Consider the following 19466-nt stretch of genomic DNA (forward strand, 5'->3'; position numbering starts at 1 on the left):
ATTAATCGGGGCGTAGCTCAGTCCGGTTAGAGTACACGTCTGGGGGGCGTGTGGTCGCTGGTTCGAATCCAGTCACCCCGACACACATGGCCATAACTTATTGATATTCAATAAGTTATGGCCATGTCGCTATTTTGTGCCGGGAGAAATACGGGAGAGGGTTGAAAAAAATGACTTTCATAATTTGTTTTTAAAACCTTATCTGAAAATTTCCGATAAAATTATCCATTCAGTTATATAAGTCTTTTTTTCAGTTTGTTTTTCTAATACGACATCCCTTATTAACTCTCTCGAAATGTCTGTATAAAATTTAAACAAGATTTTGTGACAATATTCTTTAATTTATAATTAAACGGAAAGAACACCATAAATATACGGCATTTTACTATTTTTGTCTGACAATTCTAAATCCGTATCAGTCGTGTCCCAATTTGCCGATGTCATATTACCTCTTCCGTTACATAAATATTATACATACCGTATTCCTGCGGAATTAAAAGAAAATTTATCTACCGGAAGCCGGGTTATCGTCCCCTTCGGACGAAAAAAATATTATACGGCTATCGTCATTTTTACTCACAATCATGCACCTGCCGATTATGAGACAAAAGAAATCATCTCTTTATTAGACAATGAACCTATTTTACGGCGTCCTCAACTCAAATTTTGGGAATGGATTGCCGGATATTATTTCTGTTCTGTCGGCGATGTGTATAAAGCGGCATTACCGTCGGGGTTAAAATTAGAAAGCGAAACCTTGGTTTCTCCTAACCCTGATTATGAAGAAAATCCGGACAATCGACTGATAGAAAGGGAGTCAATATTATTAGACACACTAAGCAAGTATCCCAAAATCTCAGTACAAGATCTGGAAAAAGAGAGCGGATTACGCAATATTTTACCCGTTATCCGTACTCTGCTCGACAAAGAGGCCTTATTCATTACAGAACAGATAAAACGGAAATATCGTCCTAAAACCGAGACATATATAAAACTGGCTTTCGGACCGGAAGAACAAGAGAAATTACGGCCCATTTTCGAACAATTAGCTCCTGCCAAGAAACAGCTCAAATTATTGATGGCCTATCTCGAATTGTCATCATTCATGCAAAGAGGGCAATTTAAAGAAGTACCCCGAAACACTCTGCTCGAAAGAGCCGATGTATCCTCATCTGTCCTTTCAGGGCTGATCGACAAAGGAATACTGATCTCTTATAAACGGGAGATAAGCCGGTTAGACACTTCCGGACGGTCTGCCGAGCCTGCTCATGCTCTCAATACAGTGCAGCAAAAAGCTCTTGACCAAATATTTCATTCTTTCAAGGATAAAGAGGTTACTTTGCTGCACGGTGTAACTTCCAGCGGTAAGACTGAGATATATATCCACCTGATTCAAGAAGTCATTCAAAAAGGGAGACAGGTGCTTTATCTCGTTCCCGAAATAGCTTTGACCACTCAACTTACAACCCGACTACAACGGGTTTTCGGAGACAGTCTTGCTATTTACCATTCCAAATTTACGGATAACGAACGCGTAGAGATATGGAACAATCTCCTAAAGGACAAGGGAATACGAGTCATTCTCGGAGTGCGATCCTCGATATTTTTGCCTTTCAGAGACTTAGGACTGGTTATTGTAGATGAAGAACACGAAAATACGTATAAACAACAAGATCCTGCACCACGCTATCATGCCCGTAACGCAGCCATCGTATTGGCATCGATGCACGGCGCAAAAACATTATTAGGAAGTGCAACTCCGGCTTTAGAAAGCTATTATAATGCACAACAAGGGAAATATGGATTCGTAGAACTTACCTCCCGATTCGAAGATATACAATTGCCCCGAATATTAGTAGCCAACACTCAAGAACTTCGTCGTAAAAAACAGATGACCGGCAATATATCTCCTCTGCTTCTCGATGAAGCCAATCAGGCCCTAAAAAGAGGAGAACAAGTCATTTTATTTCAAAACCGTAGAGGTTTCGCCCCGGTAATAGAATGCAAACTTTGCGCCTGGGTTCCCAAATGCAAATATTGCGACGTAACGTTAACCTATCATAAACGATATCATCAGCTTACTTGTCATTATTGCGGATATACATGTGAAGTTCCCAGACAATGCCCGGCCTGCGGACATACCGAAATCGATATTCGAGGATTCGGGACAGAGCGCATCGAAGAAGATATAGCCCAATATTTTCCGGATTACCAAATCGCCCGTATGGATCTGGACACCACTCGTACACGGAAGGCTTATGAACAACTGATCGAAGACTTCGAACAGCACAAAACTCAAATTCTGGTCGGGACTCAAATGATCACCAAAGGACTGGACTTCGATAATGTAAGCGTAGTCGGTATTTTAAGTGCCGATACAATGATGAATTTCCCTGATTTCAGAGCTCACGAACGGGCATTTCAGCTTATGGCTCAAGTTGCAGGACGCGCCGGACGAAAGAAGCGTCAGGGTACTGTAATTCTGCAAACGGCACAGCCCGAACATCCGCTCATACAACAAGTTATCAACCACGACTACGCAGGAATGTTTCATACGCAATTGAAAGAGCGTCAGCAATTCTCCTATCCCCCTTTCTTTCGGTTGATATATATTTATCTGAAACATAGGGATGAAACAATTCTCAATTCGGTTGCATGTTCTTATGCAACACGTTTACGACAAGTTTTCGCTCATCGCATATTAGGCCCGGATCTTCCTCCCGTTGCCCGGATACAATCTCTATATATCCGCAAAATCGTTCTAAAAGTAGAAAATAATGCATCTATGGCAAAAGTGAGAGAACTCTTATATCAGGCTCAAGACGATATGTTAAAAGACGAACGATTCAAATCTGTTACCGTATATTACGATGTCGATCCTATGTAAGAGCTTGTCTAAATTTTCCAACAGAAAAATATTATCAGGTCATTTTTGCGCTTTCTTCCGGTCTGTTTTCCCGTTTTCACTCGTCAGATAGCCCGCTATCATCCTCCTAAAAACAGAAAAACATCCTCGAAAGAAACTCTCAAAACTGACCCGAGCAAAATTTACGACAGGCTCTAAGAGTTACAATAATACTTTTATTTTGAGTAAACTCAATCCCCCAATAAATAAAAGTTTGATTATCCAACCGATTATCAACGAATAGTTTATAACTTACAAATTACATCGGACTATTAACAATGTTATCAACAATTCATGTTTATAACTCTTCTGATAAAAAATATAACTTAATAAAAATAAAGACATTAACATTATCAACTGTTGTTAATAACAAAAACAGAAGTCCAACGAGTAACCGATTTTTCGACCTGTGTTTTAGCCTCTTTTCCGCAATGACCGAGTTATTAACGGAACACAATCGGAGTTATTCACAAAAATACCTAACTTATGCACAACACTTGTTCATATCCTTCTCAAAATTAATTTATAATTACCTATATATCTGACAATTAAAATTATCAACAACCGTTCATATCCCCTGTTCATTACTTAATGTCGAATATTCTGATGTAAACCGAATAAAATTAACCCGAATAGATATGATTTATCAAAAATTAAATACGGAAAATTTTCCACAATTAAATATCGTTTGTACATTTGCAATCGTAAAAAAGAGTTTAATTATCAACTAATAAATAAAGAATTATTATGTCAAAAGTAACAGTCGTAGGTGCAGGTAACGTAGGTGCTACATGCGCAAATGTATTGGCTTTTAATGAAGTGGCCGACGAAGTAGTATTGTTGGATATCAAAGAAGGCGTAGCAGAAGGTAAGGCATTGGACATGATGCAGACAGCAACCTTGCTCGGTTTTGATACTCGTATCACAGGAGTTACCAACGATTATACAAAAACCGCAGGTTCTGACGTTGTTGTCATTACATCCGGTATTCCTCGTAAACCGGGTATGACTCGCGAAGAATTGATCGGTGTAAATGCAGGGATTGTAAAATCGGTTGCAGCAAGTGTATTAGCACACTCTCCTAACGCAATCATTATCTGCGTAAGCAATCCTATGGACACTATGACTTATTTGATTCAGAAAACTTCGGGACTTCCTAAAAACCGCGTAATCGGTATGGGTGGAGCATTGGACAGCTCTCGTTTCAAATGCTACTTAAGCAAGGCCTTGAATGCCAACCCCAATGAAGTGGAAGGCGTTGTAATCGGCGGTCATGGCGACACGACAATGATTCCTTTAACTCGTCTTGCTACCTATAAAGGTTTGCCGGTATCTCAACTTCTCGATGCCGAAACTTTAGAAAAAGTTGCTGCCGACACTATGGTAGGAGGTGCTACATTGACAAAATTACTAGGAACTTCTGCATGGTATGCTCCGGGTGCGGCTGCTGCATACGTTGTTGAATCTATCCTTCACGATCAGAAAAAAATCGTTCCTTGCAGTGTATATCTGGAAGGCGAATACGGACAGTCAGACATCTGCATAGGCGTTCCGGTTGTTTTGGGTCGCACCGGTTGGGAAAAAGTTGTCGATTTCAAACTTAATGATGCAGAAAAAGAGTTGTTCGAAAAAAGTGCTGCTGCCGTTCACAAGACAAACAGTGTACTTCACGAGATCAAAGCTCTCTAAAAATTACCGTATTTTCGATAATAAAAAGCCTGTTTGCAAGTTGCAACAGGCTTTTTCATTAATAGCCTGTTTAAATCGATAAAATTATATATCCGAATCTTTCGAGTCTTTTGCAACCTATTTTCTCATTCCGGTACACCACACAGTCAACTGCCGCCTTTAACTTCTTCCGAAAGGAACTCCCAAACCTGACCCGAGTAAAATCTAGCAGGTTTCAAAACCAGATTTTAAACACAAATAACCATTTTTCATACATCAAGGTTAACGGATATTTGTACTTTTGGAAAAATAAGATCAATTGTCACCAACTAATACAAAAGAAATATGCAAATCGAAAAAATTGATTTTTACGGAATGTCAGCCATTCATTTCGAAGCAGGCGGATATGAAGCAATTATGATTCCCGAAATCGGGGCTAATGTCGTTAAACTAAGCCATAAAGCTTCCGGCACAAATATATTGCGAACTCCGGCAGAAGACGAAATAGAGACTTTCAAAGGACGACCTCAAGTATTCGGACTTCCGCTTTTATTCCCTCCTAACCGTATCGAGGACGGAACTTATTCATTCGAGAACCGTACATACAAATATCCGATTACCATCCCCGCTCAGAACAATTACCATCATGGGATCATTAAATCCCAGCCGTTTATAATTACCCGGACAGAAACCGGAAATGACTACGTAGAAATAGAGGCTTCTTATTTCTCTAACTTATTTAATGATCCCATTTATAAACATTTTCCTCATGAATTCATTTGCCGCATGATTTTCCGACTGTCGGCAGAAGGTTTAAAACAAACTACCGTTTTCATCAATCAAAGCAAAGAAAATATGCCTATAGGCATGGGATTCCACACTCCTATCAATGTTCCCTTCACAACAAACGGAAAGCGAAACAACTATAAACTGAAACTGTCGGTGGGAAAACGCTGGGAAATGAGCGAACGTTCGCTCCCGACCGGAAAACTCAACGACTTGAACGAAGAAGAAGCTCTACTGCGCACCGAGGGTCTTTATCCTTTCGGCAAAGCAATAGAATGGGCTTTAACTAACGAACCGCTATCGATAGACGGGAAAAACTATAACGGAGCGATTCTGACCGATACAGAAAAAGGAATAAGCGTATTCTATGAAACCGACGAGCAATTTAAACACTGGACTCTCTGGAACAACGGTGGCGAAGTTCCCTATGTATGTCCTGAACCGCAAAGCTGGGCAACGAACGCTCCGAACTTGAAACTGCCGGCACAACTCACCGGTTTTCAATTTATAGAACCCGGTAAAGAGTGGAAAGCCGTAACACGGTTATATGTGAGATAGATAATTCATATACGAAAAACAGTCGCCTGAAAAACAGCGGCTGTTTTTCTATTTACAATGACGTTTTGAATAAGATCCTTTTATAAAAGTGTGAATTTGAGTGTATCTTGAACTCTGTATATTTAGTATAATTAATCAAATCTTTTTTGCCTTTCGTCGTTAAAGATTAAATATTTACTGTCCAAAAAGTTGAAATCATTTCTTTTATTGTTGAAAAAAACTAACTTTGTACACGAAAGTCATTAGCAGCAAAAGACTTTTATATAATATTAATTGCGTTTGCAATCTTGTTCTTAATTCAGTGAAACGTAGGAAATTTCATAGATATAACCGAGAACAGATGTGTGGACGTTCACGTTGCACGTGGGCGTTTCGGTCTGTTATATCCGGTTTTCCTACGACCGCACTGAGTGGACTAGAAACGTCCACTTTTTGTGTTCGTAGGAAAGAAGAGGGAGCATTAACGCAGATAACACATCTTCTTTATGCAATACAGATTTTTGGATGTCATAAAATACATTATGGCATTATTTGTTGTAGGAATTCATTGCCTGCAATTCAATGTACAAGCAGTTCCTCTATGGGTATATTTTTTCCTTCGCTGGGCAGTTCCTATATTTTTTATTACTTCAGGCTATTTACTTGAACGCAAAACACAAACAAAATCAATCGATAAAGCCAATATAATTTATGAGCAATTTCTTCGTAAAAGTGTTAAACGTTATCTTATTTGGACGGTAATCTATCTTCCAATCACATTGTTTATATTTTGGACCAATGACTACAATTGGGTTATTGACTTGCTTTTCTTCATACGTAATTTCTTTTTGTAGGCGAACAACCTTTCTCTTGGCCTTTGTGGTATTTACTTGCGCTTATTGTGGCCGTATTCATAATAAAATATTTTCGAACTCGTGGAGTACATTTAAAGGCTTTGTGGTATACCGGCTTAATATTTTTATTGGTAGGTTGTGAGTATGATCAACTTGATATAGAAAATCTTCCAAAAATTCCTCAACTTTTATGTAAAGCTTGTAAATGGATTTTTCCAAATGCACGAAATGGAGTATTTCAAGGATTAGCTTATGTCTCTACAGGAATGATGATTTTTCATTTACAGAAATATTCATTACGCATAAAATTTATTTTATTTACATTATGCATGAGTGCAAGTGTTCTTGTATTTATAATTGGAAATCTTACTCCTTTTAGCGGGTTACTTTCAGGTATAGCAGTTTTTATTGTTGCAATCGAAATAAATTTACCAGAAAAGAAAATCTATACTTGGCTGAGAAAAGAAAGCATTCTGATTTATTTTCTGCACATGTATTTTGTGTTTTTATTATCACGGATATGGGGACATTTTACTTCTGATGTTTATAACCTTTGGCTTTTATGTGCTATACTAAGTACACTAACAGCCTCTATTATAATAAAATTGAGCAAAAAACCACGTTTTAAATGGATTAATGAAATAATATAATGATATTTCAGGCATATTATTTTTGCAACAGCACCGTGGCATAGACCGAAATACCTTCTTCTCGCCCTGTGAATCCAAGCTTCTCTGTTGTTGTAGCTTTTATAGATATATCCTCTTCATCAACTTCCATAACTTCTGCCAGACACTTCTTCATTGCCGGAATATGAGGATTTAATTTGGGCCGCTCGGCACAAACCGTAATATCTGCATTACCTATTTGGTATCCCTTATCTCTAATCATCTTAACCGTATCTCGCAACAGAATTTTACTATCTATATTTTTATACTCTCCTGCCGTATCCGGAAAATGAAAGCCGATGTCCCGCATATTGGCTGCCCCCAACAAAGCATCGCATAGGGCATGAATCAAAACATCCGCATCCGAATGCCCGAGCAAACCGCACGAATGTTCTATGCGAATGCCTCCTAACCAAAGTTCCCGGCCTTCGACCAACCGATGAACATCAAAACCGAAGCCTACCCTTATCTTCATTTGTCTCTTTTATCAACGTCTTCTACGTCCGACTAAATCTTTTATTCCGTCCATATCGAACGAAAGGGAAAAACGCAGAGTTTGATCTAACGGGCTACTCTGTGCAGTAGCAACTACATAAGCGGCATCCAGCCGAAGGACCTTAAGTGCAAATCCTGCTCCGAAAGTAAAATATTTACGATTCCCCTTATACTTGTTTTCATTATAATATCCGGCCCTCAGAAAAAATTGATTGTTATATGCATACTCTGCACCTACCGAAAAATTTATCTCTTGAAGCTCTTCTTTAAATCCTCCGGGAGCATCTGAAAACGATTTGAAAATTCCGCTGATGGGAGATGTACTTTGATACTTCTCTTTTGCAGCTTCATAAGCTTCTCTATCTTCGTTTCCCTCTACATCCAGATAATCTTCTTGTCTTGGAGCTGCAGGTACTAACAGCTTATTCAAGTCAAGACTCAACGACAACGTATTATAATCAGCCAAAGGGAAAAGGAAAGTCGTTCCCAAACGCAAGTTCGTCGGCAAAAAAGCGCTGTTATTTCCGCCGTCATACGAAACTTTAGAACCGATATTGGAAATATTAAATCCCCATGACCACTGGCACTCGCTCCGTCCTACAATAGGATAAAAAGTCTGATAACCGGATATATCCGCAGCGAAAGCCGCCGCCCCTTTCATTCCCTCGGTCTCATCATAAGCTAAATCTGAATAGATAAACCGGAAGACGACACCCATTGAAAAACTTTGTGACAATTTTCTGGAATAACCGAGGTCAAAGGCCATCTCATACGGATTTATAGAATTAGTTATATTTCCGCCATCATCTGTAATATTGATCGATCCCAAAGAAAAATAACGCAATGAAGCACTCAATGCCTGTAAATCGCTACTGCCGAATTTCCAATAACCGGCCACATACGCTAAATTAATATCATTGACCAATTTACGCAGCCATGGAGTATAAGATACAGAAACTCCCGCACGGCTGAATGCAAAAGCATATTTTGCAGGATTCCAATATTGAGAGTTCACGTCAGGATCGGTAGCAGCTCCCAAGTCTCCCATAGATCCGCCTCGAGCATCCGGAGCAATACCCAAAGAGGTTACTCCCGTGTTAATCGGATTAAATTTATTCTTAACATCGTTCTGAGCAAACGAAGTAAAACAAGCTCCCAGAAAAGCAATTACAAAAAAACTTCGTATCCGGTTCATAAATATATTTCTCTCTTTTCTATTTTATTTCTCCTTAATAAAAACTGTATTCAAAGGCTTTTATTGTGCAACGACTATGATTTTTTTAGTCTTGGTAGCCTCCTTACTGCCTTCTGTCGAGATATACGCCCGATAAAGATATACACCGGGCGCAACCCGTCTTCCGGCTTTATCGGTCAGATTCCAAACGATCGGTTGAGAAGTCCACATATCGGAAAGTCCGTCATCCGAATAAGTCCATAGTTCTGTACCCATCAAATTATAAATAGACAGCCTTAATTGTATATTCATATTCGGACGATCATGCTTCAAATAAAACTCTGCATATTCCGACACCGGATTTTTTTGAGGATAAAGATCGAATATCTGGGGTTTCATACCCGGTACGACAACAAACGAAGTTGTCTTTTCCGTAGAATTACCTTCCGTATCCCAAACCTTAAACGTCAAAGTATGTGATCCTGCCGGTAAAGACGGTAATTGATACATTACTGTTCCTCGCCCGAATTCACCTACCACCGGATCAAAGTAGTTATTAACAATATATTCTTGAGCCGAAGAATGGTCGATCGTTACCGTCATATTGTGCCCGATACCGATTCCAGAAATATTTATTCCCGATTCATCTTCCACATCGGCAATAAACACAGGTTCTTCATTTACCTTATCGCCATAACTGAATGTCTCGCTATTCAGATACATAGAATGGATAATCGGACCTTCCGTATCCGCCTCGACATCATTATCCATGTCTCCTATGACAAACTGCTCATTCGATCCTTGTGCTTCACGTCCTTGCTCATCATACCCGTACAAATTCAATAATCCGGTCTCCGAGGAGTAATTCAGTTCTACAGGCATTTTAAACTCAAATTCAAACTCTCCGTTCCGAACCGAATCTTTACCGGAATATAACATATTCGCACGTTCATAAAACGTAAAGGGTACATCGCTTTCAAAACCATTCGTCGTTATCTCTTTCTTCGAATCATATAACCGGGGATATACCAAACCGTTAAAATCTTCTTTCTTTTCGCCTGTAGTATGATCCCGCACTTCTCCTTTCATTTTTACCCAAGAACGTGCTTTCAGAGTCTGTAAATCTGAAGTTTCGTCAATCGGATCTCCGTTAATCTCGGTAATTACCATCTTATATTCAGGATAAGCCAACCGAAGCGCAGGGTCTCCCAAAAGAATAAAATTCAATTTGTTCAGATCTCTTTCATACGGACGAACTCCATCCGAATTGACATATTCGGCAACAGCCTTCTTCGCAACACGCATCACATCTCCCAAGCGGTATCTCGAGCCGTCCGTATCCCGTTCGAAGATATTTTCGATCAACATTTTATTTAGAATGGCATTCTTTTCCATATATACCACTCGAGTCGTCGTAAAAAGGGCGATTCCTCCGCCTTTTGAATTCAGGAACAACTCTTCTCCTCCAGAATTGGATTTGTCATCGAACCGGCTGAAATCGCAAGTTGCCGTAATCCATAACGGAAGACGCTTCAAATAAAGTTTCCGAATATCCGACATTTCCAAAATCTTCTCCGCCGTCCAGCTTGTAGAACTCCCATGCCCGCAAAAATTGATAAAGAGTAACCCATCGTCCAACAAATCGAACATACGTTTCTTTGCATCAGGGTAAGTACCTCCGCTCGCAGAACTTACCCGGGTATAAGCATCGAGATAAACTTTATACGGGAAAAATTCAGGATATTTCGACTCTATTTTATCGCACAACTCATCAGCCAATTCCATATGATCCGAATTATTTCCGTCATCGGCTACAAAACAAAGATTATTTTTCCATACTCCGAAATTTTTGTTTTGTCCATATTCGATTACCTTATCCACGGCAACGGTCGCCTCGGCTAACGTTCGTACCGGAAAACGTCCGATACTAATATCCTGTTTATCAGCCAGTAGATTCGCGCCATCCGTGTCTTTCAAAAAACCGAAATAGTCATCCGTTACATAAGACGTACGTTCATCTAAGCTCGACTCTGACTGAAAAGTTAATAAAAACGGATACTTATAGCCTTGCCATTCACTCGTAATCAAACGATTATCATACGTACCGTCTCCAAAAAGCAGCAAATAACGCGGTCTCAAATCTTCATTTCCTTCAGCCCGGTCATAAAACATCTTCATAAAGCGCCTGTACGCTGTCGCATCAGGAGTTCCGGAAGAAAACTCATTGTAAATCTGTTCCGGATATACAATTAAATACGACATATCGTCTTCCGATTCATGGAATTTTCCCAAACGTTCGGCTTGTGAGTAAAATTCCGGCGGAACTATAATAACTAGATCGGCACGGCTGTAACCATGCAAATTCTGGTTCGACACAATTCCTACATACTCAGGAGACGGGAATGTCCGTGCAGCATCGAATGCGACATACTCTTTTAATCCTACCGACTGAGGAACAAACCACAAGCATCCGTCATGTTGTGAACTTTCGATAGATACAGGATTTTGAAGATCGGTTATATCCCAAATCCGAGGATCTGAAGATCCTGATACATTAACGGCATATTTTAATAATGTATTGCGGGATTTCAAATTTCGGAATGCAACGATCCCGTCATAAATTTTCAGATCCCGTTCCATATTCAATCGAATAAAATCGAGTCGCGCCGTAGAGGCCTGACTCCCTTCGAATTGTATCGTAATACGGTCGGGATTATCGGGATCTCTCACCCATGTTTTGGTAGTAGACGTAGAACGTCCGCTTGCATAAGTAGCTTCTTGGCTATTATTCAAAATCGCATAAACCCTATCCTGAGAAGATTGAGAAAGAGAGACATCGTTGTGCTTGATCTTTATCTGTCCGGCAATAGTATTGGAATTTGAGGCCAAAGCTTTAACAACAAAATCGATCTGCATCGAAACCGGAGTCTCCGTAATTCCCGGAATATCGAATGTAAAAGTTCTGATTTGTTCATAAATAAAATCTTCACCATAAAATTTTCGGCCTGTACGTCCTAAATTAATAAGTTCCTGTTCATGCAAAGCATAGTCATTAAAGACATTCACAGTTGTCGCACTCATAGACTCGTTTGCAGAGACTGTCTCCATCGTTCGAGGCTGGTCATCATTTTCGGACAAAAAATAATATCCATACTGTGAATAAGGATTTCTTTCGTGTGTAAACGTCGAACTGCCGGCCGTCCATTTCACGACTCCCTGTGCATAGAAAATCATCCGCTCTCCGTAACGCATCACCGGCACTTCAGGCAAATCGTCGATATAAGGCTTTTGAAAGTCCTCCGGCAGCATTGCTCCGCCATATCCGTAAAGTTTCACTTTTGCCGGATCGACAAATCCCCATGCCCGCAAATCGGCATAAGAAATCTGATATATACCGCTCTCCGATATTCTGATTTTTACCCAATAACCGGAATTTAATTTTGATATTCCGGTATATCGGTCAGACTGTGCATTCAACATTTCCGGGAAAAAGAAAATGCCAAAAGACAGTAACAAAAAAAATAAAACAACGGTATTCTTTCTCATTTTTATAATTCTAAGCAACAGAAATTTCTACCGGTCTATTTCACACGGAAATCCAATACTTTACGGTCTCCCAAAAATCCCTGCAAATGATCGTCTATCGCCACCGGTCCTACACCTTTCGGTGTTCCCGTATAAATCAGATCTCCTATCTTAAGCGTATAAAAACGACTTACATACGCAATAATTTCATCTACCGGGAAAATCATATCTATTGTATTTCCCTGCTGTACCGTTTCTCCGTTAATTTGCAATGAAAAGGCAAGATTTTGTATTTCTCCAGCCTGATCAAGCGAGACAAAATCTCCGACAACTGCCGAAGAATCAAAACCCTTGGATATTTCCCACGGAGCTCCTTCACTTCGCAGCCGGGATTGTAAATCCCGTGCCGTAAAATCGATGCCGACAGTAACAGCATCATAATAACGGTGAGCAAAACGCGGAGCTATATTCTTTCCCAACCGACAAATATGAACCACGATTTCTGTTTCATATTCTATTTTGTTCGAAAAATCCGGAAGAAAAAACGGCTTGTGATCCTTTAATAAAGCCGTTTCGGGTTTCAGAAATATAACCGGTTCTTTTGGTAATAACGTACGATTCATCTCTTTATTGTGATCGAGATAATTCCAACCTACGGCAATAATTTTCATTCTGAAGTATTTATAAGATTTCCGGAATAAAAAACCGGAAAGTATTTTTTATTTTTTAAGATTATTCAGTCTATTGAACATAACGGCAAGGTGTGCATAAATAGAAGTATTCTGAACGACAATATGTTTTGGCACACGTATTCTGAACGGAGTAAAATTCCAGATAGCCTTAACTCCTCCCGCGATCATACTTTCAGCAGTCTCCTGTGCACGTTCTACCGGGACCGTCAAAATACCGATGTGCGCATTCAACTCTTTTTGCCGTTCCTCAAACTCCGACACATGATATACCGGTATACCATTAATAAAAGTTCCTGCCAACTCTTCTTTTATATCAAATCCGGCAATCACATTCATTCCGTACTGCGCCAGACCCGAATCCTGAAGCAATGCAGCACCCAGACTGCCGACTCCGAAAATGACAGCCTTATGAACATCTGTGAATCCGAGAAAATCTTCCAACACCGAAACTAAAGACTCCACCTCATATCCTACACGGGTCTTACCCGATATGTTGATAAACGAAAGATCCTTAGCTATCTGTGAAGCATCGACATTAATATCTTTCGATATTTGCGTAGAAGACACATATTCGACCCCTCTGTCTTTAAGGAGTTTTACATACGCTAAATACCAAGGCAACCGCCTCAAAGACGGCTCAGGCAACTTAATCGTTATCTTTGAATTATCTCCAGCCATTCATCTGTTGTTTTCTGAATAATACAAAAGTAATAAATTTTTTCGTAAACTATATATTTTGTTTGGCTACGTTCACGATCTGTATTAAATTTGAAAACAAATATACCGTATATCGGCTACAACCCGATAATCTCATTCTTTAAAATAGCGAACAATGGCAAAAAATAATAATGACTGGAAAGATCGCCTGAATGTCGTTTATTCGACAAATCCCGATTTTTCGTACGATACCGGAGAAACAGAAGAACCGGAGACTCAAGCTCCGGAAAAACAACCGTTGAAAATACAACTCGACAAACGTAACCGAAACGGAAAATCGGTAACGTTGATCACAGGATTCTCCGGGAAAGAAGAAGACCTCAAAGAGTTAGGAAAAACATTAAAGACAAAATGCGGAGTCGGAGGATCAAGTAAAGACGGAGAAATCCTTATACAAGGGGATTTTCGTGCTAAGGTATTGGAAATTCTGAAAAAAGAAGGCTATACGAAAGCCCGGATTATTTAGAGTCTAAATAAATATCGATATGCTCCATGTTTACAGAGCTTCAGCCGGGTCGGGGAAAACCTATAAGCTGACATTAGAATACCTCAAATTGTTATTATCTCCTGTTCGTCCCAATAACGAACCGATATTGCCATCGGAACGGAACAAGGCTTTTCAACATATCCTTGCCGTAACCTTCACCAATAAAGCGACAGAAGAGATGAAGCGGCGCATTATCGAAAAACTCGATATTCTGGCTCATCAAACTTCCGAATCGGAATATTTAAATGACCTGTTGGGGCAAGACGGAATCCCGGCAAGCATCGAAGAACTTCAAAAAAGAGCTTCAGAAATTTTATTTACCCTTCTGCACGATTTCTCGGGTTTCAATATCAGTACTATCGACAAGTTTTTTCAACAAACGACACGGGCGTTCACTCGAGAAATCGGTTTGCAAGGCGGATACAATACCGAAATAGACAATAGTCATGTGCTTACGGAAGCCATAGACCGGATGTTTTTCGATCTCGAAAATCCTGAAAATAAAGATTTGCTAAACTGGCTGATCCGATTTTCCGAAGAGCAGGTCGAAGGAGGAAAAAGCTGGGGAATACAACGAAATATCGTCCAGTTGGCACAAGAAATATTTAAAGAAGAATATAAATCGCACAGTTCGGAAATACGCCATTTCATGGCGGATAAAGATCTATTAAGAGCATATATCAAAAAACTGAATATCATAAAACAAGACTTCGAGTCCGAAAGTCGGAAAATAGCAAGAAAAGCCACCGAAATAATGAAAAAAGCGGGACTACCTCCTGAAGACCTGAAAGGCGGTAACCGTTCTCCGTTTAAAGAGTTTTCCAAATGGGCGGACGGTAACATAAAAGAACCGAACGCTTCATTTACACAACTATCCGACAATATCGAAAACTGGACGACAAAAAAAACTTCTCCCGACATTATTACAAAAGTTCGGGAAATATATCCGGAATTAAACGAATATATCAAACAGATTATCGCTTGCTATAACGCTTATCCATTTTATATATCGGTAATGGAAACACGCCGCTATATTTACACATTAGGGATTTTGAGCGACATCGACAAACACATTCAGACATACGAAAAAGAACACAATATCCTTCTTTTGTCCGATACCACCGAATTGCTCAACCGAATCATCGATGGTAGCGATACGCCTTTCGTATATGAAAAAACCGGTAACCGGATCGACCATTTTATGATCGATGAGTTTCAAGACACCTCGCGGATGCAGTGGAATAATTTCTTTCCGTTGATTAAGGAGAGTAATGATAAAGGCGGCCGTAACCTCATCGTGGGGGATGTAAAACAAAGTATTTATCGATGGAGAAATTCAGACTGGAAACTGCTGAATGACGAACTGGGCAACCAATTCAAGAAGCCGGAAGAACTGAACGACTATGTATTGGGGACGAACTGGCGAAGTTGTATAAATGTCATACAGTTCAACAATTCGTTTTTCAGGAAAGCATCATTCTTACTTCAAGAATCTTTACAAAAAGAAATAGCCGATACCCCCGCCAATGTACACATCGACTCCGAATATGCCGAGAAGATCGGGAAAGCATACCGAGATATATACCAACATATATCCCCTAAAAATAAAGGAAAAAAAGGCCATGTAAAAGTAATGTTCTTGGAAACCGAGACGGAAGAAGGAGAAAAAATAGATTGGAAAAATCGGGCGACAGAACTACTTCCGCAAACCTTAAAAGAACTTCAAGATAAAAATATCTCGTTAAAGGACATTGCCATTCTGGTCAGAAGCAAAGCTGAAGGCAGCCTTGTTGCAGATTGTCTTTTAAAAGCCAAAGCCGAGAATAACGATTCTACATATCGCTTCGATATTATTTCGGACGAAGCTCTTTTCATCCACAATGCCCCGATTGTCAAACTGGTAATCGGTATTTTAAACTACCTGCAAAATCCAGAGACGGAAATAAACCGGATACTTGCCGTATATGAATATTCGACAACGCACCGGAATCTCCCTCCGGAAACAGCTCTCGCCTCTTATTTTGCAGAAAAGGAGAAAGAATTATCGCATCATTTCGATCCTGAAATCGTCAGGGAACTCGAACAATTGAGAAACACGCCATTATTCGAAATGTGCGAAAAAATTATCAGTTTGTTTCCTCCCTCCGGAGAACGAAATGAAAGTATATTCATTCAGGCATTCCAGGATATCGTACTCGACTATACAACAAATCATTCGGCCGATCCCGCCTCTTTTTTACAATGGTGGAACGAACAAGGGATAAAGAAAACCATAACAACACCCGACTCCCAAAATGCAATTCGTATCATGACGATCCATAAATCGAAAGGATTGGAATTCAAAGCCGTTATCATCCCGTTCTGCGATTGGGAAATCGATCACAACCCGCATCACGAAAACATACTTTGGTGCAACCAAAAAGAACCTCTGGATGACATTCCGCTTGTCCCGATACGTTATGGATCGATCTTGAAAAAAAGCCTTTATGCCGATGCATACTTCAACGAAAAGATGCACGCCTACATCGACAATCTCAACATTGCATATGTAGCTTTTACCCGGGCGGAAGACGAACTGTTGCTCTTTACTCCGAAACCTAAGAAAGAAGGGACTTTCGGCTCTCTTTCCCGATTGCTATATTATTGTGTCAATCCCGAAAATGAAATAAACTGTCCGGAGGAAAAAGACAAACCGATAATCGATTTATCTGCCTATTATGATCCTGAAAAGAACTGTTATGAAGCCGGAGAGACATGGGAAAATCTACAAACAGCAAAAGAAAAACAGAAAATTAAAACAATGCCCGAATATCGGTCTACCGATCCCGGCAAACGTCTTCAACTACGACTACACGGGAAAGGCTATTTCGGAGACAGTCACGAACGGCAACACGGCAATCTCATGCACGAAATTCTCAGCAACGTCCGCTATGCAGAAGATATTCACAACGCCGTTTTACCATATATATTTAACGGGCAACTCAGCCATGAAGAAGGAGTCATCTTAGAAAAAAAATTAAAAACATGGTTAGATCAACCTGAAGTTGCTCCATGGTTTTCTCCCGATACACAAATTATCAACGAAACGGAAATTTTACAGCAAAAAGGGACATTCCTCCGTCCGGATCGGGTAGTCATTTCCGGAGAAGAAGTTTCTGTAATCGACTATAAATTCGGGAATATTCAGAAAAAAAGCTATCATAAACAAGTGATCCGGTATATATCCCTCATAAAAGAAATGGGATTCTCCCAAGTAAAAGGTTATATCTGGTATGTCGAATTAGGGAAAATCGTACCCGTATAGAGTATCTCAATTTTGCTTGGTCAAGTTCGAGAGTCTCTTTTGAAAATATTTTCCTGTTTTTACGAAAAGGATAATGGGTTATTTGACGAGTAGAAACAAAAAAACAGGCTAGGAAAAACACAAAAATGATCGGATAACATTCCTTTATCAGGAAATTTAATGGCTTTCAACAACAAAAAGATTGTCCGTCAAAAATTCTCACAGGACTTTTAACGGACAAATCTTTTCTCACAACTCATATCAGAAAATCACCTTCTCCGACTTTCCTCCATAAGAAACTATATGAGCACCCGAAAAATTAGAAAAATCTATCACATCTCCGGCTACAACATCAATTGTCTTTACTAACTGTCCGCTACCGGCAGCATATACATTCAGTTTAGATCCGGTATCGACCAAAATACGAACACTCTTGCCCTTCAAACTCCATTCGTTATTAGAGACTTTCGGGACAGATACACTTTCTGTATTATCCAATACCTTTATCGATACAGTATAGCAGCCCAGCTCTTTATTCACGTTATTAACCAAAGTTATCCGATCAATACGCATTACTCCTACGACCTTACTTCCGGCAGTTGAATTTTCATCGGTTTTAAAAAGAATGACATCTCCTTCGGCAGCAGGTTTTATCGTCCCTTTTCCGATCGTCTCCGGATCGATAGCCGCTATTTCAGATGCTGTTACATTATCGAAATCAATATCGTCGGCAGCCAAAAAACGAGTTGCATTCGTCGTTTCCGCAGTCAATAAAGATTGTAATGTATTTCCTTCGGCATCTTTATATTGAGAGTTTTTTGAATCTCCGTTTTCCATACTATACACACGAGGTTCAGAATCAGCTCCCTGCAAATGAAGTTTTATATCCACATTCCTAAAATTAGATTTAGCCTCATCTACGGTATATGATTTCAAATCTTTTATCGAAAGAAGAGAGCCTATACCTTCATACCCTTCAACTGTTCCTGTAGAAAATCCATAAGTACCAACTTTCACAACGCCATAACGGAATCCCGTAGTTTCTACTTTTGCCGGTTTCACCACTTTAATAGACACAGTAATCACCCCTTTACTGCTGGTCTCATTCTCTTTTACGATAGAATGAACTTTTATCAATCCCAAACGGTCAGCAGCTTTTGAAGTCTCTGCCGTTTTAAATACGATAACGTCCCCTTCATTCACAGGATTCACAGCATTCGTCCCTGTAAATGACAGACTCTTCAACTGATCAACAGTAGCCGCATCAAAATCAACACCTTTAACGGCCATAAAACGAGTTGCATTTTTTACCGTAAAATCGGCCTGAGTTTTATCTCCGCTTTTATATTCCGAATCTTTCGTGTTATTACCGCCATCCATACTATACAGACGTACCGTTGCATTATTACTTCCTCCCATAATATAGAATTTCATATCTATATTATTCTCCTGTACACCGAAAACATCATCAAAAGCATAGGTTTTCAAATCATTTACCGAAATAAACGCAAACGATTCGAGATAATCGACCGGTGCAGTCTGTACATAATTCTGGCTACCGACCACCAAATTTTCAACAAAATCAAAACCATCTGTCACAACAGCGGCTTGTGTTGCAGAAACAGCGGCCATAACGACTATTCCTGCCAAAAAGAGTCTAAATCTTTTCATAATA

General features: G+C 39.7%; 13 protein-coding genes and 1 tRNA gene. 8 read left to right on the forward strand and 6 right to left on the reverse strand.

Translation table 11 applies throughout. The features are described from left to right. Positions 1-6: 6 nt before the first annotated feature. From QUE35_RS07845 to QUE35_RS07870, 6 genes are all read left to right on the forward strand, one after another. Positions 7-81, forward strand: a tRNA-Pro gene (locus QUE35_RS07845). Positions 82-421: 340 nt separating this feature from the next. Beyond that, positions 422-2887, forward strand: coding sequence for a replication restart helicase PriA (gene priA / locus QUE35_RS07850; protein ID WP_022603043.1), 2466 nt, complete (start codon positions 422-424; stop codon positions 2885-2887). Positions 2888-3652: 765 nt separating this feature from the next. Next, positions 3653-4594 carry a malate dehydrogenase gene (gene mdh / locus QUE35_RS07855; protein WP_009318078.1) on the forward strand — a complete coding sequence of 314 codons (942 nt, stop codon included), beginning with the start codon at positions 3653-3655 and terminating at the stop codon, positions 4592-4594. 324 nt (positions 4595-4918) lie between these two features. Then, positions 4919-5917, forward strand: a complete 999-nt coding sequence (locus QUE35_RS07860; RefSeq protein WP_022603042.1) for an aldose 1-epimerase — start codon at positions 4919-4921, stop codon at positions 5915-5917. A 485-nt stretch (positions 5918-6402) separates the two neighbouring features. Next, entirely contained in the window at positions 6403-6750 is a 348-nt protein-coding gene (locus QUE35_RS07865; RefSeq protein ID WP_081705762.1) for an acyltransferase family protein, read from the forward strand. Between the two features lie 47 nt (positions 6751-6797). Beyond that, a complete protein-coding gene (locus QUE35_RS07870) occupies positions 6798-7400 on the forward strand; it encodes an acyltransferase family protein (protein ID WP_122329727.1) in 603 nt (200 codons plus the stop codon). 16 nt (positions 7401-7416) lie between these two features. On the opposite strand, the gene ispF is transcribed toward QUE35_RS07870, so the two are convergent. From ispF to QUE35_RS07895, 5 genes are read right to left on the reverse strand one after another with little or no spacing between them, the layout of a single operon-like run. Beyond that, positions 7417-7893: a 2-C-methyl-D-erythritol 2,4-cyclodiphosphate synthase gene (gene ispF / locus QUE35_RS07875; RefSeq protein ID WP_022603037.1), complete on the reverse strand. Its 477-nt coding sequence runs from the start codon at positions 7891-7893 to the stop codon at positions 7417-7419. A gap of 12 nt (positions 7894-7905) precedes the next feature. Next, on the reverse strand, positions 7906-9108 hold the full coding sequence (gene porV, locus QUE35_RS07880) for a type IX secretion system outer membrane channel protein PorV (RefSeq protein WP_022603035.1): 1203 nt from the start codon (positions 9106-9108) through the stop codon (positions 7906-7908). A 60-nt stretch (positions 9109-9168) separates the two neighbouring features. Next, complete coding sequence (gene porU / locus QUE35_RS07885; RefSeq protein ID WP_022603033.1) at positions 9169-12633, reverse strand: type IX secretion system sortase PorU; 3465 nt, start codon at positions 12631-12633, stop codon at positions 9169-9171. Between the two features lie 35 nt (positions 12634-12668). Beyond that, positions 12669-13283, reverse strand: a complete 615-nt coding sequence (locus tag QUE35_RS07890; protein ID WP_009318083.1) for a fumarylacetoacetate hydrolase family protein — start codon at positions 13281-13283, stop codon at positions 12669-12671. A 48-nt stretch (positions 13284-13331) separates the two neighbouring features. After that, on the reverse strand, positions 13332-13982 hold the full coding sequence (locus tag QUE35_RS07895; protein WP_009318084.1) for a redox-sensing transcriptional repressor Rex: 651 nt from the start codon (positions 13980-13982) through the stop codon (positions 13332-13334). 154 nt (positions 13983-14136) lie between these two features. Here QUE35_RS07895 and QUE35_RS07900 point away from each other — a divergent pair, with 154 nt between their 5' ends. Both QUE35_RS07900 and QUE35_RS07905 read left to right on the forward strand, forming a co-directional pair. Then, a complete protein-coding gene (locus tag QUE35_RS07900) occupies positions 14137-14487 on the forward strand; it encodes a translation initiation factor (protein WP_009318085.1) in 351 nt (116 codons plus the stop codon). Between the two features lie 19 nt (positions 14488-14506). Next, the gene (locus tag QUE35_RS07905) at positions 14507-17812 is read left to right on the forward strand and encodes a UvrD-helicase domain-containing protein (protein ID WP_022603031.1); all 3306 of its coding nucleotides are present in this window, start codon (positions 14507-14509) and stop codon (positions 17810-17812) included. 240 nt (positions 17813-18052) lie between these two features. On the opposite strand, the gene QUE35_RS07910 is transcribed toward QUE35_RS07905, so the two are convergent. After that, positions 18053-19462, reverse strand: a complete 1410-nt coding sequence (locus tag QUE35_RS07910) for a hypothetical protein (RefSeq protein WP_022603030.1) — start codon at positions 19460-19462, stop codon at positions 18053-18055. Positions 19463-19466: the final 4 nt, after the last annotated feature.

It is taken from the genome of Coprobacter fastidiosus (assembly GCF_030296935.1).
In the GTDB taxonomy this organism is placed as follows: domain Bacteria; phylum Bacteroidota; class Bacteroidia; order Bacteroidales; family Coprobacteraceae; genus Coprobacter; species Coprobacter fastidiosus.